The sequence below is a fragment of the Candidatus Avelusimicrobium faecicola genome (assembly GCA_900540405.1).
Taxonomy (GTDB): Bacteria; Elusimicrobiota; Elusimicrobia; order Elusimicrobiales; family Elusimicrobiaceae; genus Avelusimicrobium; species Avelusimicrobium faecicola.
This window is the reverse complement of the sequence record UQFW01000016.1, coordinates 1-24,538: the sequence shown is the minus strand read 5'-3', so window position 1 is coordinate 24,538 and position 24,538 is coordinate 1. Positions and strand designations below refer to the sequence as shown.

The following is a 24,538-nucleotide window of genomic DNA, read 5'->3' as shown; positions in this document are numbered from 1 at the left end:
CGGCTTTTATGGGGAGATTACAGGCGCACACACTTTTCCCGCTTTTAACGGAGCGAAACGCGCCTGCCCCAACCACAAACAAAAAACCCGCCTTTCGGCGTTTTTTGATTGCGGCTCTAACCCGCCCCGCAAAGCGCCCTCCTGCGCTTTTAACGGAGCGGAACGCGCCTGCACTCTGCGCAAAAGTACACAACAAAAAACCCGCCTTTCGGCGTTTTTTGATTGCGGCTCTAACCCGCACCGCAAAGCGCCCTCCTGCGCTTTTAACGGAGTGGAACGCGCCTGCCCCAACCACAAACAAAAAAACCCGCCTTTCGGCGGGTTCTAATCGTTTCAAATGGTGGACCTGACAAGGATCGAACTTGCGACCTCCTGCATGCCATGCAGGCGCTCTCCCAGCTGAGCTACAGGCCCTTCATAAAGCTAATTTCAAAGTGCTTCTTTCAAACTACATAAATAGTATATCAATTTTTTGGCGGTGTGGCAAGTTTTTTATTTTCCGCCTAAAATTTTATTTACGCCGTCCAATACAACCGGCGCCGTAATGGCCGCTAAACATCGTTCGTTTTCCGCATAGTTTAAGGCACAGCGGGTCATCCAATCTTCCAAAATGTTCATACAATTTTGGCACTTGGGGGAAGTAATATTCACATTTTGCGCATACCCCAAATACTCGGCCGAGGACGGCCCGAACAATACCACACAGCGCGTACGGGTTAAATTAGCCAAATGCACCATGCCGCTTTCCCCGTCCACATGAGCCAGTGCGCCGTCCAGCACATAGGGCAAATCTTTCACCGCCGTTTTGCCCACTAAACAAACGTCCGCAAAATCAAAGGCTTGGCTTTTACTGCCCCCCAACTGCACCAGTAAAATATCCGGGTGCGCCTGCTTAAACAAAGCGGCGAACTCCCGCCACCGCGTTTGAGGCCAACAGCGCGTGGGGTGGCCGTGGGAAGTGTCCGTATTGGTATTAATTCCGTCGTGAATGGTAATATATTTTTTATCCGCCAGGCCCAGTGCGCTTAGCAATTCCCGCTTGCGCTCAGGCGCTAACGCAATTTCCGCGCGGTCGTTTTGCCCTACCACAAGCCCGGTGGATAACCCCAAATTAGCCACCCGGCTGGAGCCGTACTCCACCGTGGCGTTGGCCCAATAGCCGTCCAAATACGGCGTATTTTCCGCAAACACGCGGCAAATATCCCGCATTTTTAACCCCTTTTCCAGTACCGGGATAAAACCCGGCGCCAGTTGCTCCACGCGCGCGCGGTTTACATATTGGTAAATAAACACATGGCAGCCGGATATAATTAAATCAAAATCCTGCGGGAGATATTTACGGTTTTGGAAACCGTTGATATAGGCTCCGTCCTGAAACAGCGCTTCCACAACGCTTTGGCTGTCATAACACAGGTAAATTTCCGCTTGGGGGAGTTGGGCGCGCAGGGCTTTCAAAAAAACGCGCGTCATACACACGTCCCCAATGCCGCCGCGCACATGCACCAGTACCCGCAAACGCGGGCTGACTACCGCTTTATGCGTAAGCGCACGCAGGGAAAGTTTAATTTGGTTTTTAAGTTGTTTGCGGCCCCGGTGCAAGCAAACAGCCAAACGCACCAAACTGCTTTTTTGGCTATGCAGGTTAATTAATTGTTGGGCTTGCAACGCGGCTAGGCGCAGGCGGTTGGTAGGTTCCACGGGGTATCTCCTTGTTATATGCTATAATTCTATCATATTACAATGCCGGTATTGGAGTGGATATGTCTAAAAAAAATGCTATTTTTTTCTCGTGCAACGAGCGCTTTATTTTTACCCTTTCCGTGGCGCTGTTAAGCCTTAAAAAATACAATCAGGAATTATTAAAAAATACGGATGTTTTGGTGTATTACCAAGGTTTCACGCAAGCCGATAAAGACTTTTTGAACCGCATTTTGCCGTGCAAGTTTACGGAGTATCATTTTGCGGTGGAAACGGATTTCAACAACATTAATTTTAAGCATTTTACCCAGCTTACTTTTGCCCGCTATGAAATTTTTGATTTGTTGGATACTTACCGCAAAGTGCTTTATATTGATGTAGACGTGATGATTGGCGGCGATTTAAGCTACATTTTTAATAACTTTGGCGATAAATCCGGCGTGGCTATGTGCAAAGACACCCAAAAGGGCCTCACGCTGATTACTAAAAACTTTGTTAAACCCATGCCGCAGTATGATATGACGGTGCCTTGCTATAATGCGGGGGTCACGCTGTTTTGCGACAACATCCCCCACCGCCGGGAATTGCGCATGTGGTGCTACCATAAAACGGCAGAGTGGCTGGAAAATTTAGTCTGCCCGGACCAAGGGGTTGTAAATGTGATGTTCCAGGAATTTGGTATTCAAGTAGAAGTTTTGCCTGATATTTGCAACTGTTTGCCGTCTAACCCCAAATATTTGGATAAAAACCGCCACGACGTGCTGATTTACCACTGCGCGGGCGGCGGCGTGCGGTTTTGGACGTATACTTGGAACTCCCTTTGGCAGCCGTTTTATCAGGAGTATTTGGCTATGGGCGGCAAGCCGCATACGGATAAAGAACACGCCTGGCTCAAGTGGATTAAAAAATTCAATTTACAGCGCTGGGCCTTTTTTGACCGCTCGCCGGACCCGCAAATGCACCCGGCGCGCTTTATAAAATATGTGCTGGCGTATCCGTTTAAGTATTGGTTTAAGTAGTTTTTGAACAGGCCCTGCGGCATGCGGGGCCTGTACTTTTTAAGCCGCACAAAAAGCTATAATATATCATACGCCCATTGGGTTAAAATTACTTACAGGAAGATTTATGATTTGTTTTAATTGTGATTATAACGAAGGCGCCCACCCCGCCATTATGGCCCGGCTCCTGCAAACAAATTTGGAACAAAATATCGGCTACGGGCAGGACGATTACTGCCGCCAAGCGGCCGATTTAATCCGCGCCAAAGCGCAAGCCCCGCAAGCGGCGGTGCATTTTTTGGTAGGCGGCACACAAACCAATTTAACGGTCATTGCTTCTGCCTTAAAACCGTATCAGTGCGTTATTTCGGCCGATTCCGGCCACATTAACGTACACGAAACGGGTGCCATAGAAGCCACCGGCCACCGCGTGCTTACCGTGCCCGCCACGGAAGGCAAAATTTCCGCCGCGCAAGTGCAAAAAGTGTGTGATGCACACTGGGCGGAAGACAACCCGGAATTTGATGCCCAACCCAAAATGGTGTATATCTCTTTCCCTACGGAATACGGCACGCTCTACACCAAACAGGAATTGCAGGACTTGCGCGACGTCTGCCGCAAAAACAACTTGTTTTTATTTGCGGACGGCGCGCGCCTGGGCTACGCGCTGACCTCCAAAAAAAATACGGTCACGCTGGCGGAATTAGCCGCGTGCTGTGACGTGTTTTACATTGGCGGCACCAAAGTAGGCGCGCTGTTTGGGGAAGCGGTAGTAATTATGAACGACGCCCTCAAGCAGGACTTCCGCTACTACATCAAGCAACGCGGGGCCATGTTGGCTAAAGGGTGGTTGCTCGGCCTGCAATTTTTAACGCTGTTTGAAAACGACCTCTATTTAACTATTGCCAAACAAGCAAACGAATTCGCCGCCCGCATTAAAAAAGCGTTCCAAAAGGCGGGGTTCCCGCTGTTGTACAGTTCCCCCACCAACCAGCAATTCCCTATTTTGCCCAATGAGGTTGCCCAAAAACTGGCTAAAAAATATGTGTTTGCGCGGTTCGGTCAGCCGGATAAAGAGCATACCGTCACCCGCTTTTGCACCAGTTGGGCCACGACGGAAGAACATGTGGCGGAGCTGGAAAAAGATATTGCCGCCTTATAAAACCGCTGTTATTTTGAGAAAACCCGGCCCCAGGCCGGGTTTTTTATGGCGTTGAACAGCCAAAAACAAAAAAGCTAAAATATAAGTATAGGCAGGCGCCGCTCCATAGCGCTCCACCCGCCGCAAGGAGAAAAAAAATGAGTATTTTTGAAGCCTTAATGATGGTTGGGTTCGGCCTGGCCTGGCCGTTTAACATCTGCCGTTCTTTGCGCACCAAAACGGCGGCGGGTAAGAGTTTTTTGTTTATGATTACCATTGAGTTTGCCTATGTATGCGGGATGATTCACAAAATACTGCATAATTTTGATTTGGTTTTTTGGCTGTATGTGCTAAACTTTGTAATGGTGTTGGTGGATTTTTGCCTGATGTTAAAATACACCCGCGTGGACGTATACCGCCACCACCGGGCGGAACTTTCCAAACGCCACGAAGAAGCCGCCAAACGCGGGCAAAAATATAAACATATTCCGCACCGCTTGCGCAACCAAGCCAAAGCGCACTAATTTGCACCGGGCGGCGCACCAACAGGAGGAGCAAAAATGTTTTATATCGGCTGCCATTTATCCGCCGCCAAAGGGTTTGCGGCCATGGGCCAAGAAGCCCTTTCTATTGGGGCCAACGTGTTCCAGTTTTTCACCCGCAACCCGCGGGGCAGTAAAGCCAAAGCCATTGACCCGCAAGATGCCGCCAACCTGCGGGAACTGGCACAAAAAAACCAATTCGGCCCCTTGCTCGCCCATGCGCCCTACACCTTAAACGCCTGTTCGGCGGACCCCAAAACGCGGGAATTTGCCTTGCTGACTATGCAAGACGACCTGGCCCGCATGAACGATTTTCTGCCCGGCAATTTATACAATTTTCACCCGGGCAGCCATGTGGGGCAAGGGATAGAAACAGGCATCCAGCAAATTACAGCTTTGTTAAACCACATTTTAACGCCGCACCAAACCACCACGGTTTTATTGGAAACCATGGCCGGCAAAGGCAGTGAAGTCGGCTCCCGCTTTGAAGAGCTGCGCCAAATTTTAGACGGTGTAAAATGTGCGGACAAAATGGGCGTTTGTTTGGATACCTGCCACGTCAGCGACGCGGGCTATGACATTGTAAACGATTTAGACGGCGTATTAAACCGCTTTGATAAAATAATCGGTCTGAACCGCTTAAAAGCCATTCACTTAAACGACAGCTTAAACCCGTTGGGCGCACACAAAGACCGCCACGCCAAAATCGGCCAAGGCACGCTGGGCACAGTGGCCCTGGCGCGGGTGATTAACCACCCGGCCTTAAAACATCTGCCGTTTTATTTGGAAACCCCGAACGATATTCCCGGCTACGCGGCGGAAATTGCCCTGTTGCGCGGGCTGTATCAGGCAGACAAATAAAAAAATGTTTGCAAAAATAAAAAAATAAAGTACAATAAAACGTATGAAACACTTTAACTCCTTTAATCTTTCCTTGATTAAACGCACCCTAATTTGCGGGGTGTGCCCGTCTATTATGTTTACAATTAAGGATACAGGGAGCGAAAGAAATTAATTTTTGTATTTATTTATTCAAAACCGGCTCCCATTATAAAGGAGCCGGTTTTTTATTGCAAGAGAGGAACCGAAAAATGAAAAAAATAATATACAGCGTTGCCCTGGCCTTGTTTTGTGCGGCTACCGCCCAAGCGTACACCCGGCAGGATTTTGCCCGCCAATACAAGGATACGATTTCCATTGTGGAAACCAACTATAAACACGGTATGCCTGTTTCCGGCTATGAACGCAAACAAGTGTTTAAGAGCGATTTTTTAATGCGCGCGGCAGAATATGGCCCCAAAGCCTTGTTAGCCAAAACCCTGGCGTTGGCCACCAAACCCGCGCAATTGTTCTCTACCGATAAACTGGGCCGCACTGCCTTGTTTTATGCCGCCAATGCGGACTTTGCCGACGCCCTTATCAACCGCTTAACGGCGTTAGAAACCGCCCGCGCCTTAAGACTGGGCAGTAATCATGACTCCGCCCCGGCGGTTAGCGTAATGCGGTTTTTAGAAACGCGCGACCACGAAGGCGCCACCGCCCTGATGGTTTTACTGCGCGACGGCAAATCCTCCGCCGCTATCCGGCTGTTGCGCCGGGGGGCCAACCCATGCGTAAAAGATAAAGACGGCGTGACGGCCCTGCACATGGCGGCGATTGGGGCGAACAAAGGGCAAGTAAGCAACCTGATTGCCCTGCGTTTAGTATTGCAGACGTGCCCGAAAAATGCGTCCGCCACCGATAAAGAAGGCAAAACTCCGCTCCGCTGGGCCCAAAAGAACGAAAATCCGGCCGCTTATAAAATTTTAAGGGCCGCCACCCCGCAACAAAAGCCGAACCCGGCCTCCCGCTGGAATAACAAATTATTAGCGCTTTAACGGTTCCGCTTTCCTTAAAACACACCCGGCAAAAATATGCCGGGTTTTTTATGCACCGCCACGCATAGCTAATGCTTTGTCGGCCTCGGTATAGGCTTTAATATGCCGGGTTTTTTATGCACCGCCACGCATAACCTATCAAAAGCGCCCGCGCCGTTAGAACGCCGCGCGGATAAAAAGGTGTGCCCGCTTAACGGGTGGAAAGGAAAAAGCCTATCTTATCGGTAAAAATGCCGTCTGCGCCCAGGGCGGCCAGCCGCGCCGCGTCCTCTTGCGTATTGACGGTATACGCAAAAACTTGGAGGCCGTGTGCGTGGCAGGCGTTTATAATTTCCGGCGTGAGCCGGCTTTGGTTCATGTGTACGCTCCGCGCCCCTAACGCCAACACTTCTTGCACATCAAACGCGCGGCACAAACGCCCAATCCGCACGCTTTTATCCAGTGCCCGCAAGCGGGCTAATGTGGGATAATCAAAACTGGAAAAAAGAATTTTGGGCAGCATATCCGGCGCCTGCGCGTGCAGTTCATCTAGCAAAACTTTTTCTATGCCCGGGTAATAATTGCCGTCGTTTTTGATTTCTATATTTAAGCAGGCTAAATTTTCGCGCACCACCGGCAATACGTCCCGCAAGAGCGGAATGGTGCATTTTTCCGCCGTAAACGCATTAAGTAGCGGATACTGGGCCAAATCCGCCTGCGTGAGCGTGCCCAAAAGAGTATCACGCCCGGTAGTAGCCAACAAAGAATAATCATGATGAACGGCTAACTGGCCGTCACGCAGTAAATGGACGTCCAATTCATACGCCGTGGCCCCCAAGGCGCGGGCACGCTTAAAGGCGGCTACGGAATTTTGGGGGCGCTCGGCACTGGCCCCGCGGTGTGCAAAATAAATCATAGTATTAGTGTAAAAAATTTGAACGGCACAAACAAGCAAAAAGGGAAAGGCGCGCGCCTTTCCCCGGTGTTTTACAAAATACCCAAAAACTTATTTTAATTCGGAAGTACAATGCGGGCAGCGGGTGGCTTCCAGGGCGATTTCACTGCAGCAATACGGGCATTTTTTGGTGGTAGGCGCCGCGGCCGGAGCCGGTTTGGGCGCGTTTAATTTATTAATCAGTTTAATCAGCATAAAAATACAAAACGCCACAATTAAAAAGCTGATAACCGCATTGAGCAGATTGCCAATGTTCAGCGTGGTGGCCCCCGCCGCGGCCGCCGCGGACAAAGAGTCATACGGCCCGTGAACGGTGGCGCCGTCTTTGAGCACAATAAACCAGTTGGAAAAATCCACCTTGCCCATCAGCAGCCCCAAGGGCGGCATTAAAATATCGGAAACGGTGGAGTTTACAATTTTAGTAAACGCCCCGCCAATAATGATACCGACAGCCATATCAATTACATTGCCGCGCATCACAAAAGTTTTGAACTCATTAATTACATTCTTTATCATAGTGTTCTCCTAATCTTTGAGTAAACCCACCGCTTGAAACAGCGGGGCATACAAATCGTCTTTGGCCGGGTAGTGCATTTCCTGCGGGCGGGTGTGCGCCGTAAATACAACCGGGGCGCGCTCTATCACGCACAGCGGGCAGGTTTCGTCCGCCTCCCCCATACAAAGCGCGGCAGCACTGGCTAACGTATCGGCCGCGTCTACCAGCGTGACGGCTAATTTTTTGCCGAAAATATCCGCCTTGCCGCGCAAATCTTTGACCCCTTGAAACCCGGCATAGCCCACCGCCCCGGCAATCACGCCCGCGCGCAAAGGCAAAATCATACTGTCCGTAATTACAACGCCCAACTCTTTTACGCCGTAATGTGCCCGCAAGGCGGTTCTTAATTCTTCCGCGCACGCATAACAATCTTGGGGCAAAAGGAGCAGTTTGCCGTCTGCGTTGGATTCGTCAATCCCGGCGTTGGTCATAACCATACCGGCTTTTACGGTCAGCCACGCCAACGGCGTTTGCAAAGCCGCAGTGCTTTCTTGGCGGATGAGGGCCTCTTTTTGGGCGGTGCTTTCGTACGCCACGGAAAGACCTTTCCACAAACAAACCAGTTTAGAGGCCACCGCCAAAACGGTTTTCTCGGTCACAGACGGCAAAAACCGCGTAATAAACGCGGGCAAGTCCTGCCGTTCGCGGAAAATATCCGTATGTATAGGGGTTAAATTCATTCTTCCTCAAAGGGGGCCACAAAACTGCAAAAAACTTCATTGGCTAAAAAGAGCCCCTCAAACGTTAATTTTATTTTATTATTTTCTTGGGTCAGTAGTCCGTTTTTTATGTGGGTTTGAATATCCCGCCCGAAAGTCTGTTGGATTTCGTCCGTCAGCTCCACGCCGTCCAATAACCTAAGCCCCAACATCACTTGTTCGCCCAGTTTTTCTTTGCCGGTTAAATGCTCCGCATAACAAACCGGGCTTTCGCCCGCCTGCATCCGGCGGATGTACTCTTGCACAGAGGATACATTTTGGCGGCGCTCGCCTTTCCAGTAAGAGGCGGCCTCACTGCCTAGCCCAATGTATTCCCCGTCGCGCCAATAAGAAGTATTATGCCGGGCCTGCCGGCCGGGCAACGCAAAGTTGGAAATTTCGTAATGTTCAAACCCGGCCTGAATCAACTGCCTATGGGTTTCTTCCAGCATGCGGCGCATTAACAGTTGGTCGCACACAATGCCGCGTTCAAAAAACGGCGTGCCTTCTTCTATCTGCAAGCCATAGACGGATAAATGCTCCGGCTTTAGCGCAATAACCCCCTGCAAATTAGCCAAAAACTGTTCCAAGGTCTGCCCGGGGAGCCCGGCAATTAAATCTATATTAATGTTATCAAACCCCGCCGCACGCGCCGCCTGATACGCCCGCAAAAAATCCGCCCGCGTATGCACCCGGCCCAATAGTTTTAATTCTTTATCATCCAAACTTTGCAGGCCCAGGCTCAGGCGCGTAAAACCAAAATTTTTAAGTACGGTTAATTTTTCGGGGGTGAGGCTTTCCGGGTTGGCCTCGCAAGTGGATTCCGGCAAGGCGGAAATGGGGCCGAACTCTTTTTGGAGCAACGTACACAACTGCGCCAGTTGCGCGGCGGAAAGCAAACTGGGCGTGCCGCCGCCTACATACAAGGTTTCCACCTGTTTGGCGGGGGCATTAGCCGCGTCCAACCGCAAGGCCGCCAAATACGCCGGAATGAGGTTTTCCAACCCGGCAAAGGAGGCAAAGTCACAATAATTGCACTTTTGGCGGCAAAACGGAATATGTATATAAAGGCCGGGTTTCATTATTTTTTTTGTGTAGCCAGTTGGTTCAAATAGGCAAAAATGAACGGGTCCAATTCGCCGTCCATCACCGCATTAATTTGGGAAGTTTCATACCCGGTGCGTAAATCCTTAACCAGCTGATACGGCATAAACACATAGGAGCGGATTTGGTGCCCCCAGGCAATTTCCCCTTTTTGGCCATAGCGTTTTTCGGCCTCACTGCGTTTTTTATCCATTTCCAGTTCATACAGGCGGGCTTTCAGCATTTTCATAGCGGTTTGGCGGTTTTGCAGTTGGCTGCGCTCTATACGGCAGGAAACCACAATGCCGGTGGGAATGTGCAACAGGCGCACGGCACTTTCCACCTTGTTTACGTTTTGGCCGCCATGGCCGCCGGCGCGGCTGGTTTCCAGCTGAATATCCTTTTCGGGAATTTCTATATTAATGTTTTCGTCAATGTCCGGCAGCACGTCGCACGAAGCAAACGAGGTATGGCGGCGGCTGTTGGCATCAAACGGGGAAACACGCACCAGGCGGTGTACGCCGTTTTCGCCCTTCAAATACCCATAGGCAAAGGGGCCCTCTATAATGGCACTGACGGTTTTTATGCCGGCTTCGTCGCCGGGTTGGGAGTCCGTAATAGACACCTTAAAATCGTGCTGTTCCGCCCAACGGGTATACATACGCATCAGCATTTGGGCCCAATCGCACGATTCCGTGCCGCCGGCCCCCGCGTGAATGGTTAAAATCGCATTCAGTTTGTCGTTCGGTTCCGAAAGGGTAATTTCGCTTTCTTTGCGGGCAATATTTTTTTCCGTTTCCGCCAAAGAGTGATAGAGTTGCGCAAGCTCCGTTTGGTCTTGCATTTCTTTGCATAAATCATACCAGGCGCGGGCATCCGCCACCTGCTTGGCTAAATTTTGGTAGGAAGACACCGCCGTTTTTAAGCCGTCTAATTGCCGGGTGACGGCTTGCGCGGCCTGGTTATCGTTCCAAAAAGCGGGGTCGGCCGTTTTTTGCTCCAGGGCGGCAATTTCCGCCGTTTTGGCCGGAACATTTACAATCTGCCCGATTTTTGCCACCCGGGTTTCCATTTCCGTAATTTTAGTATCTACATCATTAAATTCAATATTATTCATAAGCAAACACCATAGCAGATATAAGGAGCGTAAAATATAAAGCGGCGCAAAGCCACGCAAACCAATCCCCCCACTGCGTATAAAAATTTTGGGCCTCATTTAAGGGCAAAGGAATGTTGGCCGTTAAAATAGCGCGCGTATTGAGCGGGGCCGTTTCCTGTATCCGCCCATAACGGTCCACCACCGCCGAAATACCCGTGTTGGCCGCACGCAAAACCGGGCGCCCGGTTTCCACCGCGCGCAGTGCGCTGACCGCCAAATGCTGGTAAGGCGCATCCGAATCAAAAAACCAGGCGTCGTTCGTCACGTTTACAAAAAACTTGGCCCCGGCGCGGTTTTGTTTGGCCCACAACTGCGGGAAAATGGATTCATAACATACGGTAATGCCAAACGGCACGCCGGACATCTGCGGCAACTCCTGCTCCGGGCTCCCCGGGGTAAAACTGCCCAATTCGCCCAATACGGCTACGTCTTTGGCTACCGAACGGACTACACTTTCCAGCGGGATATATTCCCCAAACGGCACTAATTTTACTTTGCGGTATTCCTGTAAATTATCATCAAACGGAGAAACCACATAAGCCCCTACAAATTGTTGTTTATCGCCCGTCACGTTGGAGCCGACCACCTGGAACAAACTGCCTTGGGTGGAGATGTTTTCAAACAGGCTTAAATACGGCTCCTGGGTCAGCTCCCCCGGCACGGCGCTTTCCGGCCAGACGGCCAACAGCGCTTGTTTATCCTTGAGTTGGCGGCCCATATCCTCTAGCGTGGAGCGGATTTCCGCTTCAAACTGCGGCGACCATTTTTTATACTGGTCTATATTGGGTTGCATAACGGCGGTGCTGACACTTAACAGCGCTTTGGGGGCCGGGCGCGAAAGCGTCCACTCCCCAAACCCCACTACACCGCCCAACATACACGCGGCTAAAATCAGCTGGAAAACAGCCCCCTTAAAACCTACTTTGCCCGAAAACGCAAACCCGACCGAAATGCCCACAAACGCCACGGCAAAGCTAACCCCATACACCCCGGTTAAAGAAGCTATTTGCAACGCCGGAGGGAAATTCCATTGGGAATACCCCAACATCACCCACGGGAAACCTAACGCGTGGAACGCCAAGGTTTGGTGGAGCCACTCCAAAGCCACCCACCCGCACGCGGCCATCAGCGGGAACAAGCCACGCAGTTTACGCAAAAAGAAACAACTGGAGCCGAAAACCGCAAATTGCAAACCGATTAATGCGCAAAGCCCCAACCAGGCCGCCGCGGAAAGCCCGGCGCTTAAATCGCCCCCCTCGCGGCAGGTGCGGTAAATCCACCAAAAAAGTCCGCCGTAAATTAAAATGGCACTAAACCAGGAATAAAAAAATGCGCGCCAAAATTTGCGCACATGCACCACGCCCATAATAAACGGCGCCAGCGCCACCCAACCCAATCCATAAACCGATACTTTAGGATAACTGGCTTTTACCAATAGGGCGGTAGCCAGGGCGCACAGTAATAAAAAAAAGCCTTTTAAGCCGCGCTTTCCCCATGCGGCCGCGCGCTCCCTAAACGTAGTTTTGGGGGCAGAGGCGGTTTCGGTTAAAGGGCGGCGAAAAAGGCTCATCCGGCAAACTCTTAATAAATAATTTTACACGTCTTATTGCGGCAGACGGCCCGGGCATTGGGGCTACATTCTTTTTCTTGCGACGGGGCGCCGTCCGGGCAGGCTTTGGCCAGCACGTTCCCTAACGATTTGGTAAATTCCAAAGAGCGCGAGGCGTTAATAGCCACCACCCCTTTGGGGCCTACCAAACAGCCGCACGGGTCTTTATCCACAATAATACAGTCTTCGTCGGCCTTGCAGGCAAAGTTGGCGGAGCGGGCCTTGGCAATACGGCGGGCGCGCTCTTGCGTTTCCTGCTTGGCTTCCTGCTTTTCGTATTCCTGCTTATTAGCCACAATTTCTGCCCGGGATAAAGCCGGCATATCCGTAGGGATAACTTCCCGGCGCGACAGCACCACCGGAATTGCCCCTATTACCGCAAACGCACACAGCAACAAAAGGAACTGTTTTATTTTATTCATAGTTTGGCTCCACAACATTTTTTATATTTTTTGCCGCTCCCGCAGGGGCAAGGGTCGTTGCGTCCGATTTTATGCCCGGCGTCTTCCGCCTGTTCCCCGGTTTGTTGCACCGGGGCGGCTTGCGGCGCGCGGCGCGGCGGCAACTGGATACGGAAGATGTAGCCCACCATCAAATCGCGCACGCGGTTCATCATGGCGCAATACAATTTGTAGGCTTCTTTCTGGTATTCAATCAGCGGGTCTTTTTGGGCATAGCCGCGCAAGCTGACGCTGTTTTGCAACTGGTCCAATTCATACAAATTTTGTTTCCAGGCGCTGTCCAAGATTTGCAACAAAAGCATCCGTTCAATTTCGGCAAAGTTCAAGCCCTGCTCGGCAAAGTACGCCACGCGCGCGTGGTATAATTCTTTAATTTGGGCAATAATTTCGTCCGCCAACGCCTCGCGTGTTTTGCCGGCCACATTTTCGGCATTGTAGTTAAAATTAATGGGGAAAAGGGACTTCAGCGCCACATTCAAGGTGTTGAAATCACTGCGGCCCGGGTGGGACGGATTGAAATACATTTCCACCAAATCATCCACGCATTCTTCCATCATCTGTACGGATTTTTCCGTCATATTTTGCCCGTCCAAAATAGCGTTGCGCAAACCGTATACGGCGGTGCGCTGTTGGTTCATTACTTTATCATAATCCAACAGTTGTTTGCGGATGTCAAAGTTGCGGCCTTCCACCATGCGCTGGGCGCCTTCAATTTGGCGGCTCATCAGGCGCGATTCTATGGCTTCGCCTTCTTTCATACCCATAGCACTTAAAATGGAAGAAATTTTGGCCGTATTGGCAAACAAACGCATCAGTTCGTCTTCCAAAGACACATAAAAGCGGGAGCAACCCGGGTCCCCTTGGCGGGCACAGCGGCCGCGCAACTGGTTATCAATGCGGCGGCTTTCATGGCGTTCACTGCCGATTACATGCAAACCGCCTAGCGCCACCACCTGGTTTTGTTCCTCTTTATCCGCCGGGTTTCCGCCCAATACAATGTCCGTACCGCGGCCGGCCATGTTGGTAGCAATCGTCACTGCGCCTTTACGCCCGGCCTGGCTGATAATTTGGGCTTCCATTTCGTGATATTTGGCATTTAACACTTTATGCGGGATGCCTTTGGCGCGGAGCATGGCGGAAAGTTTTTCGGATTTTTCAATAGAGCGCGTACCCACCAAAACCGGGGCGCCGGTTTTCCACAGGCTTTCCACCTCGTTAATAATTGCGTTGAATTTTTCCCGTTCCGTTAAAAATACCTGGTCCGGGTAGTCAATGCGTTTAGAGGGGCGGTTGGGGCGGATTTCCACCACGTCCAATTTGTAAATTTGCCAAAATTCGTTGGCTTCCGTCATGGCGGTACCCGTCATACCAGATAGTTTTTTATACAACTTAAAGAAATTTTGGAAAGTAATGGTAGCCAACGTCTGGTTTTCTTCTTTAATCTGCAACCCTTCTTTGGCTTCTACCGCTTGGTGGAGCCCGTCGCTCCAGCGGCGGCCCGGCATTAAGCGGCCGGTAAATTCGTCCACAATCACCACTTCGCCGTCTTTGACCACATAAGCCACGTCGCGTTCGTACAAGTGGTGGGCGCGCAGGGCTTGCGTAATATGGTGTACCCAGCTGGAGCCGACGTCATCATACAAATTGGGAACGTTTAAGAATTTTTCCGCCTTGGCAATACCCGAATCCGTCAGCGTAGCCGTATGGTTTTTTTCGTCCACAATGGCATCATACCCTTCTTCCAGTTTGGTGCCTTCGTATTTGGCTTTTACTTCGTCTTTTTCCGTAATCAAGCGCACTTTTAAGGAGGGCACCAACCGGTTTACAATGTAATATTTATCCGTGCTTTGTTCGGACGGGCCGGAAATAATCAGCGGGGTGCGGGCTTCGTCAATTAAAATGGAGTCCACTTCGTCCACAATACAATAATTGAGCGGGCGCAAAACGCGGTCCTCGCGGGAAATAACCATATTGTCGCGCAGGTAGTCAAAGCCTAATTCGTTATTGGTGACGTAGGTGATGTCTTTGGCGTACATTTCGCGGCGTTCGTCGTTATCCATATCATGGCCGATATACCCCACCGTTAAGCCTAAAAATTCGTGAATGGGGCCCATCCATTGGCGGTCGCGGCGGGCCAAATAGTCGTTCACCGTGACGACGTGTACCCCTTTGCCCGTCAACGCATTTAAGTAAGAGGGCAACACCGCCACTAAGGTTTTCCCTTCCCCGGTGCCCATTTCGGCAATTTTGCCTTGGTGCAAAACGATACCGCCCAACATTTGCACATCATACGGGCGCAGGCCGATGACGCGCTGGGCCGCCAAACGCACCACCGCAAACGCTTCGGGCAAAATATCGTCCAGCGTTTCCCCTTTGGCCAAGCGGGCCTTAAATTCGTCCGTTTTGGCTTTTAAGGCGTCGTCTGTTAAAGATTCAAACTCCGCCGTAAAACGGTTGGCATCATCTACATAATGTTGGATTTTTTTTAAGTCTCTTTCGCTTTTGGTACCAAAAATTTTATCAATAACGGTTCTAATCATACTGTTTTATTTCCTTTATACTAAAATATACAACTAAAATGGTTTTACACGGCAAAACGCCCCCTTCCCTAATCGGGAGGAAGGCGTTTTTGGGCATAAAATTATTTGCCGACGGGTTTTTTGTTTTTGCTTTTTACTTGCCGGTTGGAAGAAGATTTTGCTTCTTGCGCTTGCTCCAGGGCGGCCTTGTAAGCGGCCTCAAATCGGGCCAAGGCTTGCGCTTTTATATCCGCAAAATAGACGTCACTGGCGGCTTGCACTTTAGAGGAGGCATCTTTTTTAAGCGTTTTGACCTCGGTTTTTAAGTCTTTCAGGAGGCTCTTTTCCTGCGCCAATTTTTGCTTGCGCTGTTCGGCCGCCAGGGTTTTATCCTTTTTAACGGCTTTCATGCGGGCTTTGGTTTGGGCAATTTCCTGCGCTTTAATATCTAAAGTAGCATTATAAATATCTTGAAAAACGGCCAAAAGGGCTTGCCGGGTGGATACGTCCAAGGAAGCCAACTCCATATTGGCGGCTTTTTGCAAAGCCAGGCTTTCTTCGTACGTTTTGGTAATGGCAAATAACCGCAGGGAATTATCAAAATTTTTAGCTACAGCCATTAATTCCCAATCGGCCTGCGGGCTTTTTTCCCGCTGATAAGCAGTAGCCCACTGTTGCAAAATGCGGTTGTAATCTTCGTTTACTTTGGCATTTTCCAACACTTGCGGGTTATATTGGGCAAATACGGCTAATACATCTTCGCGCGAATATTTTTGCCCGTCCTGCGCTTGCAACGCGGACGCCGCCGCCAAAACAGCCAGCAGCAACAAACATCTTTTCATGGGCAAATACTCCTTATCAAAAGTTCTTATTTTATTGTGCTATTTCTGGGGCCGTTCGTCAAGTAAAAAACTTTTCCGCCCGCAGACTAAAAACCCCGCCAACAAGCGGGGTTTTGATTGTTTATTAAAACTAACGGGCCGCCGTGCGGAAGAAGTTGCCGCGGGTGGCGCCGCGCGCTAAACGCGGCATACCGGTCATTTTATCGGCCTGCACCAACACATTTTTGGCGTTGGGCCTTACCAAAGCGGCCGAAGCCCCGAAAATATCCCCTTCTTTCAGCACGCCCAGTTGGCCATGGTTATTAATTTGTACTTCCAGTTTTAAGTCGCCCTCCAATTTAGGGGTTAATAAATCTTCTTCCCCCAAGTGGAAAGCTAACGGAAATTTAGGGTTTACTACCCGTTTGATGGCCACGGGGACATCGGCCTCGTTCTTAACAATAATAGAACAGGAGTTGTTGTCCGCCTGTGCAATTTTAACCAATCTTTCCGGCACGTCTACCGTTCCGGAAATGTTGAAACGGCCTTCCTGCACCGTTCTGGCTAAACAGAAAGCACACGCCACCACACTGGCTGCCGCAGCAGCTACCAATAATTTCTTCATACAAATATTCTACCCTTTTTAAGGCCGCCCCTGCAAGCAGTAAGCGGCCCAGAAATATTTACTAATAGTTTACGCGGGCAAACCTAAAAAATCAAGCCGGTTGCCCCGCGCCGGGGTGTTTTTTATTATTGCTTAAAAAAGCCCCACAGGTTTTTGGCATACACCCAGCCTTTGCAAACGCCTTCGGCTTTTTTGGCGGGGTCATCCTGCACTTGAACCCAAGCGCCTTTTTTGGAAATATATTTGAACGGATAGCCTTTTTCAACGGTGCAGACCACTTCACTGCTGGCACCGGGGCCCTTGCGTACGTTCAAATCCACTTTAGCCGCCATAGAGCCGGCAGGGCTCAGCAAGTCGGCCGAAATCCAACCGTTAAAACCTTCAAAATCTTTTACTAACACCCAGTCTTTCGTTTCGTTGGTTTTTACCATAATAACGGGGGTGTATTTCCACGCATACCATTTAATGGCACATTTGGTGCCCGCGCAGGTGCGGATGTTGGCCCTTTTAGCTTTTACGCTAGCGTATTTTTGCGCAAAAGCGGGTGCGCTTACCAGTAAAAACAAGACGAATATGGATACAATTTTTTTCATGTTCTCTCCTCAATAAAGCATTCCATATCACAAGCAAAATTTAGTCTGCTACACTCAAAGTATAGCAAATATTGCCGGTATTTTTGCAAATTTTTACGCATTTCCGCGCACCGGGGCCAAAAAAGCTATAATAAAGAATACCTTTTATAACGGAGTTAAAAATGAAAGAACAAGTGGAAAAAGTAATTGAAGAAATCCGCCCTATTTTGCAATCCGACGGCGGTGACATCCAACTGATTGGCGTTGATGAAAAAACCGGTATCGTCACCGTAGGTTTACGGGGCCGCTGCGGCGGTTGCCCGCACGCGCAAATGACCCTGCAAGCCGTGGTGGAACGCAAAATTAAAGCGGAAGTGCCCGGCGTGACGGCGGTGGAACGCGTTTAATGCCTAAGGCGGACTTACACACCCATTCTGTTTTTTCGGACGGGACGTCTTCCCCGCGCGAAGTGGTTATTGCCGCCCAAAAAACGGGTGTAGGCATTTTTGCCTTGGCCGACCACGACACCGTGGACGGCGTTTTGCAAGCCCAACAAGAATGTGAAGCCCGCCATATCCCCTTTGTTCCCGCCGTGGAAATAAGCACCCGGGAACACGACCACCTGCATTTTTTAGGTTTGAATGTAAACATTCACGACCCGCAGTTTGCCGCATTTCTGGCCCACAACCGCCAAGTGCGGGTAGAACGCATTAAAAAAATTATTGCCCAACTGCAAGCCGCCGGTTTGAACCTTACGCCGGAAGATGTATTTTCCCGCGCGCCCAATACGGTTTCCCGCGCCCATGTGGCGGATGCCCTCAAACAAAAAGGCATCGTACCCTCCCGCCAGGAAGGATTCCGCCGCTGGTTGGTGCCTGGGCAACCGGGTTATGTGCCCTCGGCAGGAGTCAGCGTGGCGGAAGCCATCCGCGCCATTAAAGCCGCGGGCGGCCTGGCCGTTATTGCCCACCCCGGCCTTACGCAAGCCGTGTGGAACTTTCCCGCCTGGAAAGAAGCAGGTTTGGACGGATTGGAAGTTTTTTATCCCGCCCATACATACACCCTAAAACAAGAGCTGTTAAAAATTGCCCGCAAGTATGATTTGTTTGCCACTGCCGGGTCCGACTATCACGGCCCCCACAGCGGGCGCAATTCCACCCCGGGTATGCCGGTGCCGCAACCGTATTATGACCGGCTCCTCAGCAAGTTATTAAAACGTTAAAAATAAAATGTTAAGACCCAAATTACTCACCCTGATTAAAAACCGTCCGGAGGAGTTTTCCTCCCGCCGCGTCTTAAAAGATTTAAGCGCCGGCCTGGTGGTGGCGTGTATCGCCCTGCCGCTTTCTATCGCATTAGCGATTGCCTCCGGCGTGACACCGGAAAAAGGCTTAATTACGGCCATTGTGGCCGGGTTTATTATCTCCCTTTTTGGGGGGAGCCGCGTGCAAATCGGCGGGCCTACGGGCGCGTTTGTAGTGATTGTATACGGCATTATCCAACAATACGGCTTGGCCGGGCTGTTGACCGCTACCATTATGGCGGGGATTTTTTTAATTTTTATGGGGGTGTGCAAATTCGGCAGTTTTATTAAGTTCATTCCCTACCCCGTGACAACCGGATTTACCAGCGGGATTGCCGTGGTGCTTTTTTCTACCCAAATTAACGATTTTTTGGGGCTGGGACTTACCGACATTCCCTCCGGCTTTTTTGCCAAATGGGGTTTGTATTTCCACAGTTTGGGGCAAATCAACTGGGCGGCCCTGGCGGTGGGGCTACTGACCCTGGCGATTATTCTTTTTTGGCCTAAAAAATGGAAGGCGTTTCCGGGTTCTCTGGCGGCCTTGTTAATTACCGCCGTATTGGTGAGCGTGACGGGGATGAACGTGCCCACCATTACCAGCACGTTCGGCGCGGTGGACAGCACGCTGGTTATGCCGCACCTGCCGGGCGCCGTCAGCTGGGATACCATCCAAAATTTAATGCGCCCGGCCCTGACGATTGCCCTGTTAGCGGGCATTGAAAGTTTGCTTTCCGCCGTAGTGGCGGACGGTATGATTGGCAAACGCCACCGCTCCAATATGGAATTGGTAGCCACCGGGATTGCCAACGTGGCTTCCGGCCTGTTTGGCGGCCTGCCCGCCACCGGCGCGATTGCCCGAACCGCCGCTAATATAGAAAACGGCGGCCGCACCCCGGTTGCCGGTATGGCGCACGCCGTATTTTTGTTTTTAATGATGTTGTGCCTCATGCGGTGGATTGGGCGTATTCCCATGACCAGTTTGGCGGCTATTTTGTTTTTGGTTTCCTACCGCATGAGCGACTGGCGCAGTTTTAAGGCGTTATTTAAGGCTCCGCTGGGGGACGTGCTGATTTTGCTGGCCACTTTCACGCTGACCGTGGTGTTTGACTTGGTAATTGCCATAGAATTTGGCCTGGTGTTGGCGGCGGTGCTTTTTATGAAACGCATGGCGGACGTGTACCAAATTACCAATACGGATGACGATATTATGGACGAAGTGCGCCGCAAAGACGACATTGACACCAAAGTAATTGCCAAACACGTCAGCGTGTACGAAATTAACGGCCCATTCTTTTTTGGGGCGGCTACGCAGTTTGTGGAAACGCTGGAACACCACAAAAATTGCAAAGTGCTTATTTTGCGTATGCGCAGTGTGCCGGCCATAGATGCCACCGGCTACCACGCTTTAGAGCGTATTTACAACCGCTGTAAAGATGACGGCGTACAGCTGATTTTATCCCATGTACAAAAGCATGTGCGCAAAACCTTGGAACAGTACGGTTTCATTAAACTGTTAGGGGAAGACCACCTCTGCCGCAACATTGACCATTCCTTAATGCGGGCGGAATCCATTGTAAAAGACCGCCATTCTATTGCGGAATAACTGTTCTGCCGCTCATAATGAAACGAAAAACCCCGGGTAAATTGCCCGGGGCTTTTTTTGATAAAGGTTTTCCGGCTACTCCGTCAGCGGGTCTTCGTATTCTTCTGCTTCTTCCGCCGTATTGCCGTGCGGGTCGCGCAGGTCGTCAAACTTGCCGTGGCGGATTTCCCCGCCAAAGTGGATTAAATAGGCAAAAAACGCGCCCAGCAACCCAAACGCAAGGGCATTCCAAGAGCCCAACAAATCCAATAGCAGCCCAAACGTGACCACAAACGCCGCGCTGAACACGGACGAAAAAGACAACAGGGCGGAAACCTCGTCAGAAACGTCGCGGGTTTTATCCGTCGGGAACGCCGTTAAAATCGGGGCAAAGTTCGTCAGCCCCAACGCCGCCAACACCGCCCCCAATTCCTGCGCGGGCCAACTGGGCATATTAATCAGCAAAACCCCCAACAAACTTACCCACGCACTGGCTTGCAATAACGTGCCCGGGTTGAGCGGCTCAAAGCGCTTGCCCCCCAAGTGGAAACCGCTACCAAGTGCCGTACCCGCCATCCGGCCGAAAATAATCGGCAAGGTAAACAGCACAAAAGAAGGCAACACCCACGCATCCGAATCCAGCGTCAGCCCGAAAGGCAGGCTCCACATAGCGGACGGGTCCGCAAAGTGTTCTTTCATTAAACTGTTTACAAACAGCGCCAGCGTGCCGATATTGGCCCCATGCAAAATGTTGGCATATACGCTTTTGCGCACCAGTTGGGATTTTTTATTTTTCCCGGTAAAAACATTCCAAATGCTCTTAAAACTTACTTTGTATTTCTTTTTGGCCTGCGCCACCAAATCCAGCGTTTGTTCTTTCATACGGAATTTATTATACAGCATAAACGCCGCCACACTGCCCGCCATATATACCGGGAAAAACGCGCTCCAATCCGCCCCCGCCACGCACAAAAACAACGGTGGGAGTAAATAGTTCATGGAGTTGCCGAACACCTGCTTAAATACCGCCAGCGTGCCCACATTACGCTGGTAATTGCCTTTTTTGGATATAGCCAACACCGTGGGTTTTAAGGACACGTCCAAAAACGCCCCGCCAATGCCCAAGAGTACAAAACTGGCCATTAAGGCGGCACGTTTCAAATCCGTTGCTTCCCCCAACGTGCCGTTTAGTCCGGCGAGCCACGGCACCGCAAAGGCGGTAATCATGGAAAGCATACCGATATTGGACATCATCCGGCGGCTGAATTTACCCTGCAAAATACCAATCGGCAAAGAAAACAACCCCACCGCCAGCGTGCCCATATTGCCGAGCAAAAACATTTCAAACTTGCTCATGTGGAAAGGGTCCTCGGCAAAGTTAGCAACAATGGTGGATACGTTGTTCATGCCCAATAAAACATACATTAGAAACATGGGCCAAATTTTGCTGTTAGCCAGTAAAAGCCCTTCCCCTATTTTTTTAAGATTTAACGCAGAGGCTTTTATTTTACCCATGGAGCGGTACAGCTTTATGTCATCACGCACCACCACTTGCGTATAATTATGCGTGTCTTTTTTTTGGGAAGCGCTTTCCCGGTATTCGCGCAAAATCATTTCTCCGCTGGGCAAAATAAAAACCTCTTGCAGAGGTTTTAGTTGAAATCCGGCCTGGGATACCGGAACTTGCAGCGAGGCGATTATATCGCCTCGCTTATTTTTTATGAATACTTGGGATAAAGTTTCGGGCTCATCCGTTTTAGGGGCGGCCGCTTTGCCGGGGGCCGCTTTACTTTTTGCGGCGGCCCCGCCTGCCGGCCCGTCCCCTTTATGTTTGTCTTTTTTGGTAGTCTTGGCCGCTTTGGCATTTTTGCCAAACAGCTTTTTAACCTGGGTATTAACGAACTTAAACAAGGTGGAATCTTTCATCATACCCGGGGTAAGGACTAAAGACAACCCTAAACACACGCCGGCGTAAATTAAGTCCAGGTTTTTGGTAATGGACGTTAAGTACGAAGCCGGCAACGTAGCCAAACCCGCAATAGCCATGGTAAGGGCCAAGATGACGGAGATTTCACGTTGGAGTTTGGGGTGTTTCTGCATAATATAATCATACATTTGGGTAAAGAAGTTCCCCACGCCCAAACTGGCTATAATAGCACCCACCATGGTAGGAGCCAGGTTGCCCACGTTGGCAATCATCATAGCCGTACCGATAGCCGATAACGCGGAGCATAAAATGTACATACTGCCGGAGCTGATGCGTTTGCCTATCACGTTGCCGCCCAAGCGGCCGGCGATAAACGGCACATACAAGCACAGCGCCACCAGGAAGTTCGCATAAGCGCCGTCCGGCACCAACGCATTAATGCTGGCCGCAAACGAGCTGGATAAAATGAACTCGTGTACCGTGGCTAACGTCATAGCCAAAGATAACGCCTTTACGCCTTTGGCTTCTTTCAGCACTTTCCACCAGCTTGCAAAGCTCTTGCCCAAGTGGGTAAAGTCCTTGTTCACTTGCGCCATAATTTGGTTTACTTGCTCTTTATTCAGCGCACCGCTGGCGGATAAGGCTTTTTCCAAATCGGCCAGGGCTTGCGCTTTATTGGCGGCAAACGCTTCTTTGCTCTTTACTTTGCTGTCCAACTTTACTTGAGCCAACGTCAAATCGTCCAAACTTTCTTTAATTTTGCGGGTCACTTCTTCGGCCTTAGCCGTAAACTTGGCGGAAGACGGGTCCAATTTGAACAATTCTTCCAACGCTTGCGCGGCTTTTTCCACATGGTTCAATACGGCGCGTTGGCTTTGTTCCAAGTTTTTGGCGGAATACGCATCCCGCAAATTGGAACGCATCACGCGGTAGGTGACCCAAGTGCTATATAAAGCGTAAATGGGGAAGCTGACGGAATAGTCCAACCCTAAATTAACTCCGCTGACCTGTTCCACCACCCAGTTAATCGCATACGGGGAGGCCAAAAACGCAAGCGTGCCCACGTTTTTGAACACGAAGCTCAAGTTATACAGTACCACGTCTTTCAAGTTTACGTCCGAAGGCTTCGTGAAAAATTCTTTCATACGGCGGGTTAAGTCTTTCAAATCCGCTTCCGCCGCCGCTTTAATTTCCGCCGCGGACGGCGCCGCTTTTTTGGGCGCATTGACGGTCACTTCCCCGCGGTTAGCGCGGATTAACATATTGCACACCAGCTGTTTCAAAATGCTGGAGGCGCTCATCAACACGAGCCCGGACACAAACAGCACGCGGTCAAAATTGCTGACATCCAGGTTTTCCACAAACCCGTAGAATCCGGCCGCCGTAGCCAAGGCCCCGGCCAGGGCGGACATTCCCAAAGAAATAGTCAGCAGTTTCTTTTCGCCGTATTTTTTAAGCACCGGGTTAATTAAAGAAGCCAACCCCGGCAAAATATAGTTAATAATAAACATCAGCGTAGTGGCGTTGTCTACCGACATACCCAACTGCTTTTTGGCAATAGGCGCCATGGTTTTACCCAAGCTGACGTTGGTTAAAGAAACGTCCCGCACCACCAACTGCGCTTTGTTTTGCGTAGGCAAAACGGAAATATCAAAATACTGTTGGGCATTTTTGAATAATTTAACCCAGTTGCCAATTTGGTGTTTGGGCATACGCACATAGTAATTGCTTAAAAAGTGTAAGTGCGAATGGAGCGGGCTGGCCATTTCCAACCGGCCGGAAGCATCCTGCGCCAGCAGGGCTTGCGCGTCCAACATTCCCAAACGGCCGTCGTCGGTCATTACCAGGCGGGAGCCTTTTTTAAGCAAGCTGGCAGGCATTTCCACAATTACCGGCAACATGGCCCCGTTCTGGGCATAAAGTTGCGCGTCTACCGTTTTATGCGCCACATTGGGGGAAGATTCCAACTTAATTTTCAGTTGGATGTTTTCCCGCTGGGCGGCTTCCACCAGGCGCGGCAATTCCCCGGCTTTCAGTTTCATAAAGAAATGCGCCATCGTTTTGGGAGTTTGAGCCTGATTGCGCAATTCCGCCACATTAGATTGGGTGAACGTAATGCGGTTATACCCGGCCGTTTTGAATCCTTTTTCTATTTTTACGTTTACGGGCAAGGTTTGTTCGGTGCCGGATTCATCCACATAGGTCATTTTGAAACCGTGTTCCGTATCCGCCCCTAACTCCGCATCCGACATTTCCCCGGAAACTTCCGCACCGCCGGCTTGCGCGTTGGGATTATTAAAATGTAAATTGGCCGCTTTGGCCCCCAATAAGCGTTGCCACCAAGTGCGCGGCGCCGCCGTCGTCACCGCATAATGGGCGGCTTGGGCGCGGGAGTCGCTCAAGTTATTGGCAATGTTCGCCGCGTTTAAGGTG

22 protein-coding genes and 1 tRNA gene are annotated in these 24,538 nt (G+C 50.6%); 9 read left to right on the top strand and 14 right to left on the bottom strand.

All coding sequences use genetic code 11. The features are described 5' to 3' along the window. On the top strand, window positions 1–328 hold a 328-nt coding region (locus ACQY18_RS02700; RefSeq protein WP_428038750.1), incomplete at its 5' end, for a hypothetical protein. Between the two features lie 10 nt (window positions 329–338). Here ACQY18_RS02700 and ACQY18_RS02695 read toward each other — a convergent pair. Together ACQY18_RS02695 and ACQY18_RS02690 are read right to left on the bottom strand one after the other, a co-directional pair. After that, window positions 339–414: transfer RNA gene (locus tag ACQY18_RS02695), tRNA-Ala, on the bottom strand. 78 nt (window positions 415–492) lie between these two features. Continuing rightward, window positions 493–1,698, bottom strand: coding sequence for a glycosyltransferase family 9 protein (locus ACQY18_RS02690; RefSeq protein ID WP_428038749.1), 1,206 nt, complete (start codon window positions 1,696–1,698; stop codon window positions 493–495). Between the two features lie 62 nt (window positions 1,699–1,760). On the opposite strand from ACQY18_RS02690, the gene ACQY18_RS02685 reads away from it, so the two are divergent. The 5 genes from ACQY18_RS02685 (at window position 1,761) to ACQY18_RS02665 (ending at window position 6,256) form a co-directional block, all read left to right on the top strand. Beyond that, a complete protein-coding gene (locus ACQY18_RS02685; protein ID WP_176777619.1) occupies window positions 1,761–2,717 on the top strand; it encodes a glycosyltransferase in 957 nt (318 codons plus the stop codon). A 106-nt stretch (window positions 2,718–2,823) separates the two neighbouring features. Beyond that, a complete protein-coding gene (locus ACQY18_RS02680; RefSeq protein ID WP_176777620.1) occupies window positions 2,824–3,858 on the top strand; it encodes an aminotransferase class I/II-fold pyridoxal phosphate-dependent enzyme in 1,035 nt (344 codons plus the stop codon). A 137-nt stretch (window positions 3,859–3,995) separates the two neighbouring features. Then, window positions 3,996–4,361 (top strand): hypothetical protein, encoded by a 366-nt coding sequence (locus ACQY18_RS02675; RefSeq protein ID WP_428038748.1) that lies wholly within the window; start codon window positions 3,996–3,998, stop codon window positions 4,359–4,361. A gap of 36 nt (window positions 4,362–4,397) precedes the next feature. Further along, window positions 4,398–5,240, top strand: a complete 843-nt coding sequence (locus ACQY18_RS02670; protein ID WP_428038747.1) for a deoxyribonuclease IV — start codon at window positions 4,398–4,400, stop codon at window positions 5,238–5,240. A gap of 230 nt (window positions 5,241–5,470) precedes the next feature. Next, window positions 5,471–6,256, top strand: a complete 786-nt coding sequence (locus ACQY18_RS02665) for an ankyrin repeat domain-containing protein (protein WP_428038746.1) — start codon at window positions 5,471–5,473, stop codon at window positions 6,254–6,256. A 190-nt stretch (window positions 6,257–6,446) separates the two neighbouring features. Here ACQY18_RS02665 and ACQY18_RS02660 read toward each other — a convergent pair whose 3' ends face one another. From ACQY18_RS02660 to ACQY18_RS02610, 11 genes are all read right to left on the bottom strand, one after another. Next, a complete protein-coding gene (locus ACQY18_RS02660; RefSeq protein WP_428038745.1) occupies window positions 6,447–7,151 on the bottom strand; it encodes a glycerophosphodiester phosphodiesterase in 705 nt (234 codons plus the stop codon). Between the two features lie 90 nt (window positions 7,152–7,241). Next, window positions 7,242–7,706, bottom strand: coding sequence for a large conductance mechanosensitive channel protein MscL (gene mscL / locus ACQY18_RS02655; protein WP_176777627.1), 465 nt, complete (start codon window positions 7,704–7,706; stop codon window positions 7,242–7,244). A gap of 9 nt (window positions 7,707–7,715) precedes the next feature. Then, complete coding sequence (locus tag ACQY18_RS02650; RefSeq protein WP_428038744.1) at window positions 7,716–8,426, bottom strand: coenzyme F420-0:L-glutamate ligase; 711 nt, start codon at window positions 8,424–8,426, stop codon at window positions 7,716–7,718. Continuing rightward, window positions 8,423–9,526, bottom strand: a complete 1,104-nt coding sequence (hemW, locus tag ACQY18_RS02645; RefSeq protein WP_428038743.1) for a radical SAM family heme chaperone HemW — start codon at window positions 9,524–9,526, stop codon at window positions 8,423–8,425. Before hemW ends, ACQY18_RS02650 begins: the two co-directional genes overlap by 4 nt. Then, window positions 9,526–10,644 carry a peptide chain release factor 2 gene (prfB, locus tag ACQY18_RS02640; protein WP_428038742.1) on the bottom strand — a complete coding sequence of 373 codons (1,119 nt, stop codon included), beginning with the start codon at window positions 10,642–10,644 and terminating at the stop codon, window positions 9,526–9,528. The genes hemW and prfB overlap by 1 nt, the downstream gene beginning before the upstream one ends. Next, window positions 10,637–12,256, bottom strand: a complete 1,620-nt coding sequence (gene lnt / locus ACQY18_RS02635) for an apolipoprotein N-acyltransferase (RefSeq protein ID WP_428038741.1) — start codon at window positions 12,254–12,256, stop codon at window positions 10,637–10,639. Before lnt ends, prfB begins: the two co-directional genes overlap by 8 nt. 11 nt (window positions 12,257–12,267) lie before the next feature. Then, window positions 12,268–12,717, bottom strand: a complete 450-nt coding sequence (locus ACQY18_RS02630) for a hypothetical protein (RefSeq protein WP_176777632.1) — start codon at window positions 12,715–12,717, stop codon at window positions 12,268–12,270. Then, a complete protein-coding gene (gene secA / locus ACQY18_RS02625; protein WP_176777633.1) occupies window positions 12,714–15,296 on the bottom strand; it encodes a preprotein translocase subunit SecA in 2,583 nt (860 codons plus the stop codon). Before secA ends, ACQY18_RS02630 begins: the two co-directional genes overlap by 4 nt. Before the next feature lie 101 nt (window positions 15,297–15,397). Beyond that, window positions 15,398–16,117 (bottom strand): hypothetical protein, encoded by a 720-nt coding sequence (locus tag ACQY18_RS02620; RefSeq protein ID WP_428038740.1) that lies wholly within the window; start codon window positions 16,115–16,117, stop codon window positions 15,398–15,400. 130 nt (window positions 16,118–16,247) lie between these two features. Next, window positions 16,248–16,721, bottom strand: a complete 474-nt coding sequence (locus ACQY18_RS02615) for a hypothetical protein (RefSeq protein WP_176777635.1) — start codon at window positions 16,719–16,721, stop codon at window positions 16,248–16,250. Window positions 16,722–16,846: 125 nt separating this feature from the next. Continuing rightward, window positions 16,847–17,314 carry an SH3 domain-containing protein gene (locus ACQY18_RS02610; RefSeq protein ID WP_428038739.1) on the bottom strand — a complete coding sequence of 156 codons (468 nt, stop codon included), beginning with the start codon at window positions 17,312–17,314 and terminating at the stop codon, window positions 16,847–16,849. 161 nt (window positions 17,315–17,475) lie between these two features. Here ACQY18_RS02610 and ACQY18_RS02605 point away from each other — a divergent pair, with 161 nt between their 5' ends. From ACQY18_RS02605 to ACQY18_RS02595, 3 genes are read left to right on the top strand one after another with little or no spacing between them, the layout of a single operon-like run. Further along, a complete protein-coding gene (locus tag ACQY18_RS02605) occupies window positions 17,476–17,700 on the top strand; it encodes a NifU family protein (RefSeq protein WP_428038738.1) in 225 nt (74 codons plus the stop codon). Then, window positions 17,700–18,515, top strand: a complete 816-nt coding sequence (locus tag ACQY18_RS02600; protein WP_428038737.1) for a PHP domain-containing protein — start codon at window positions 17,700–17,702, stop codon at window positions 18,513–18,515. The genes ACQY18_RS02605 and ACQY18_RS02600 overlap by 1 nt, the downstream gene beginning before the upstream one ends. Window positions 18,516–18,522: 7 nt before the next feature. Then, window positions 18,523–20,199 carry a SulP family inorganic anion transporter gene (locus ACQY18_RS02595; protein WP_428038736.1) on the top strand — a complete coding sequence of 559 codons (1,677 nt, stop codon included), beginning with the start codon at window positions 18,523–18,525 and terminating at the stop codon, window positions 20,197–20,199. A 75-nt stretch (window positions 20,200–20,274) separates the two neighbouring features. Here ACQY18_RS02595 and ACQY18_RS02590 read toward each other — a convergent pair. Then, a partial coding sequence (locus tag ACQY18_RS02590) for a hypothetical protein (RefSeq protein WP_428038735.1) occupies window positions 20,275–24,538 on the bottom strand: 4,264 nt, incomplete at its 5' end.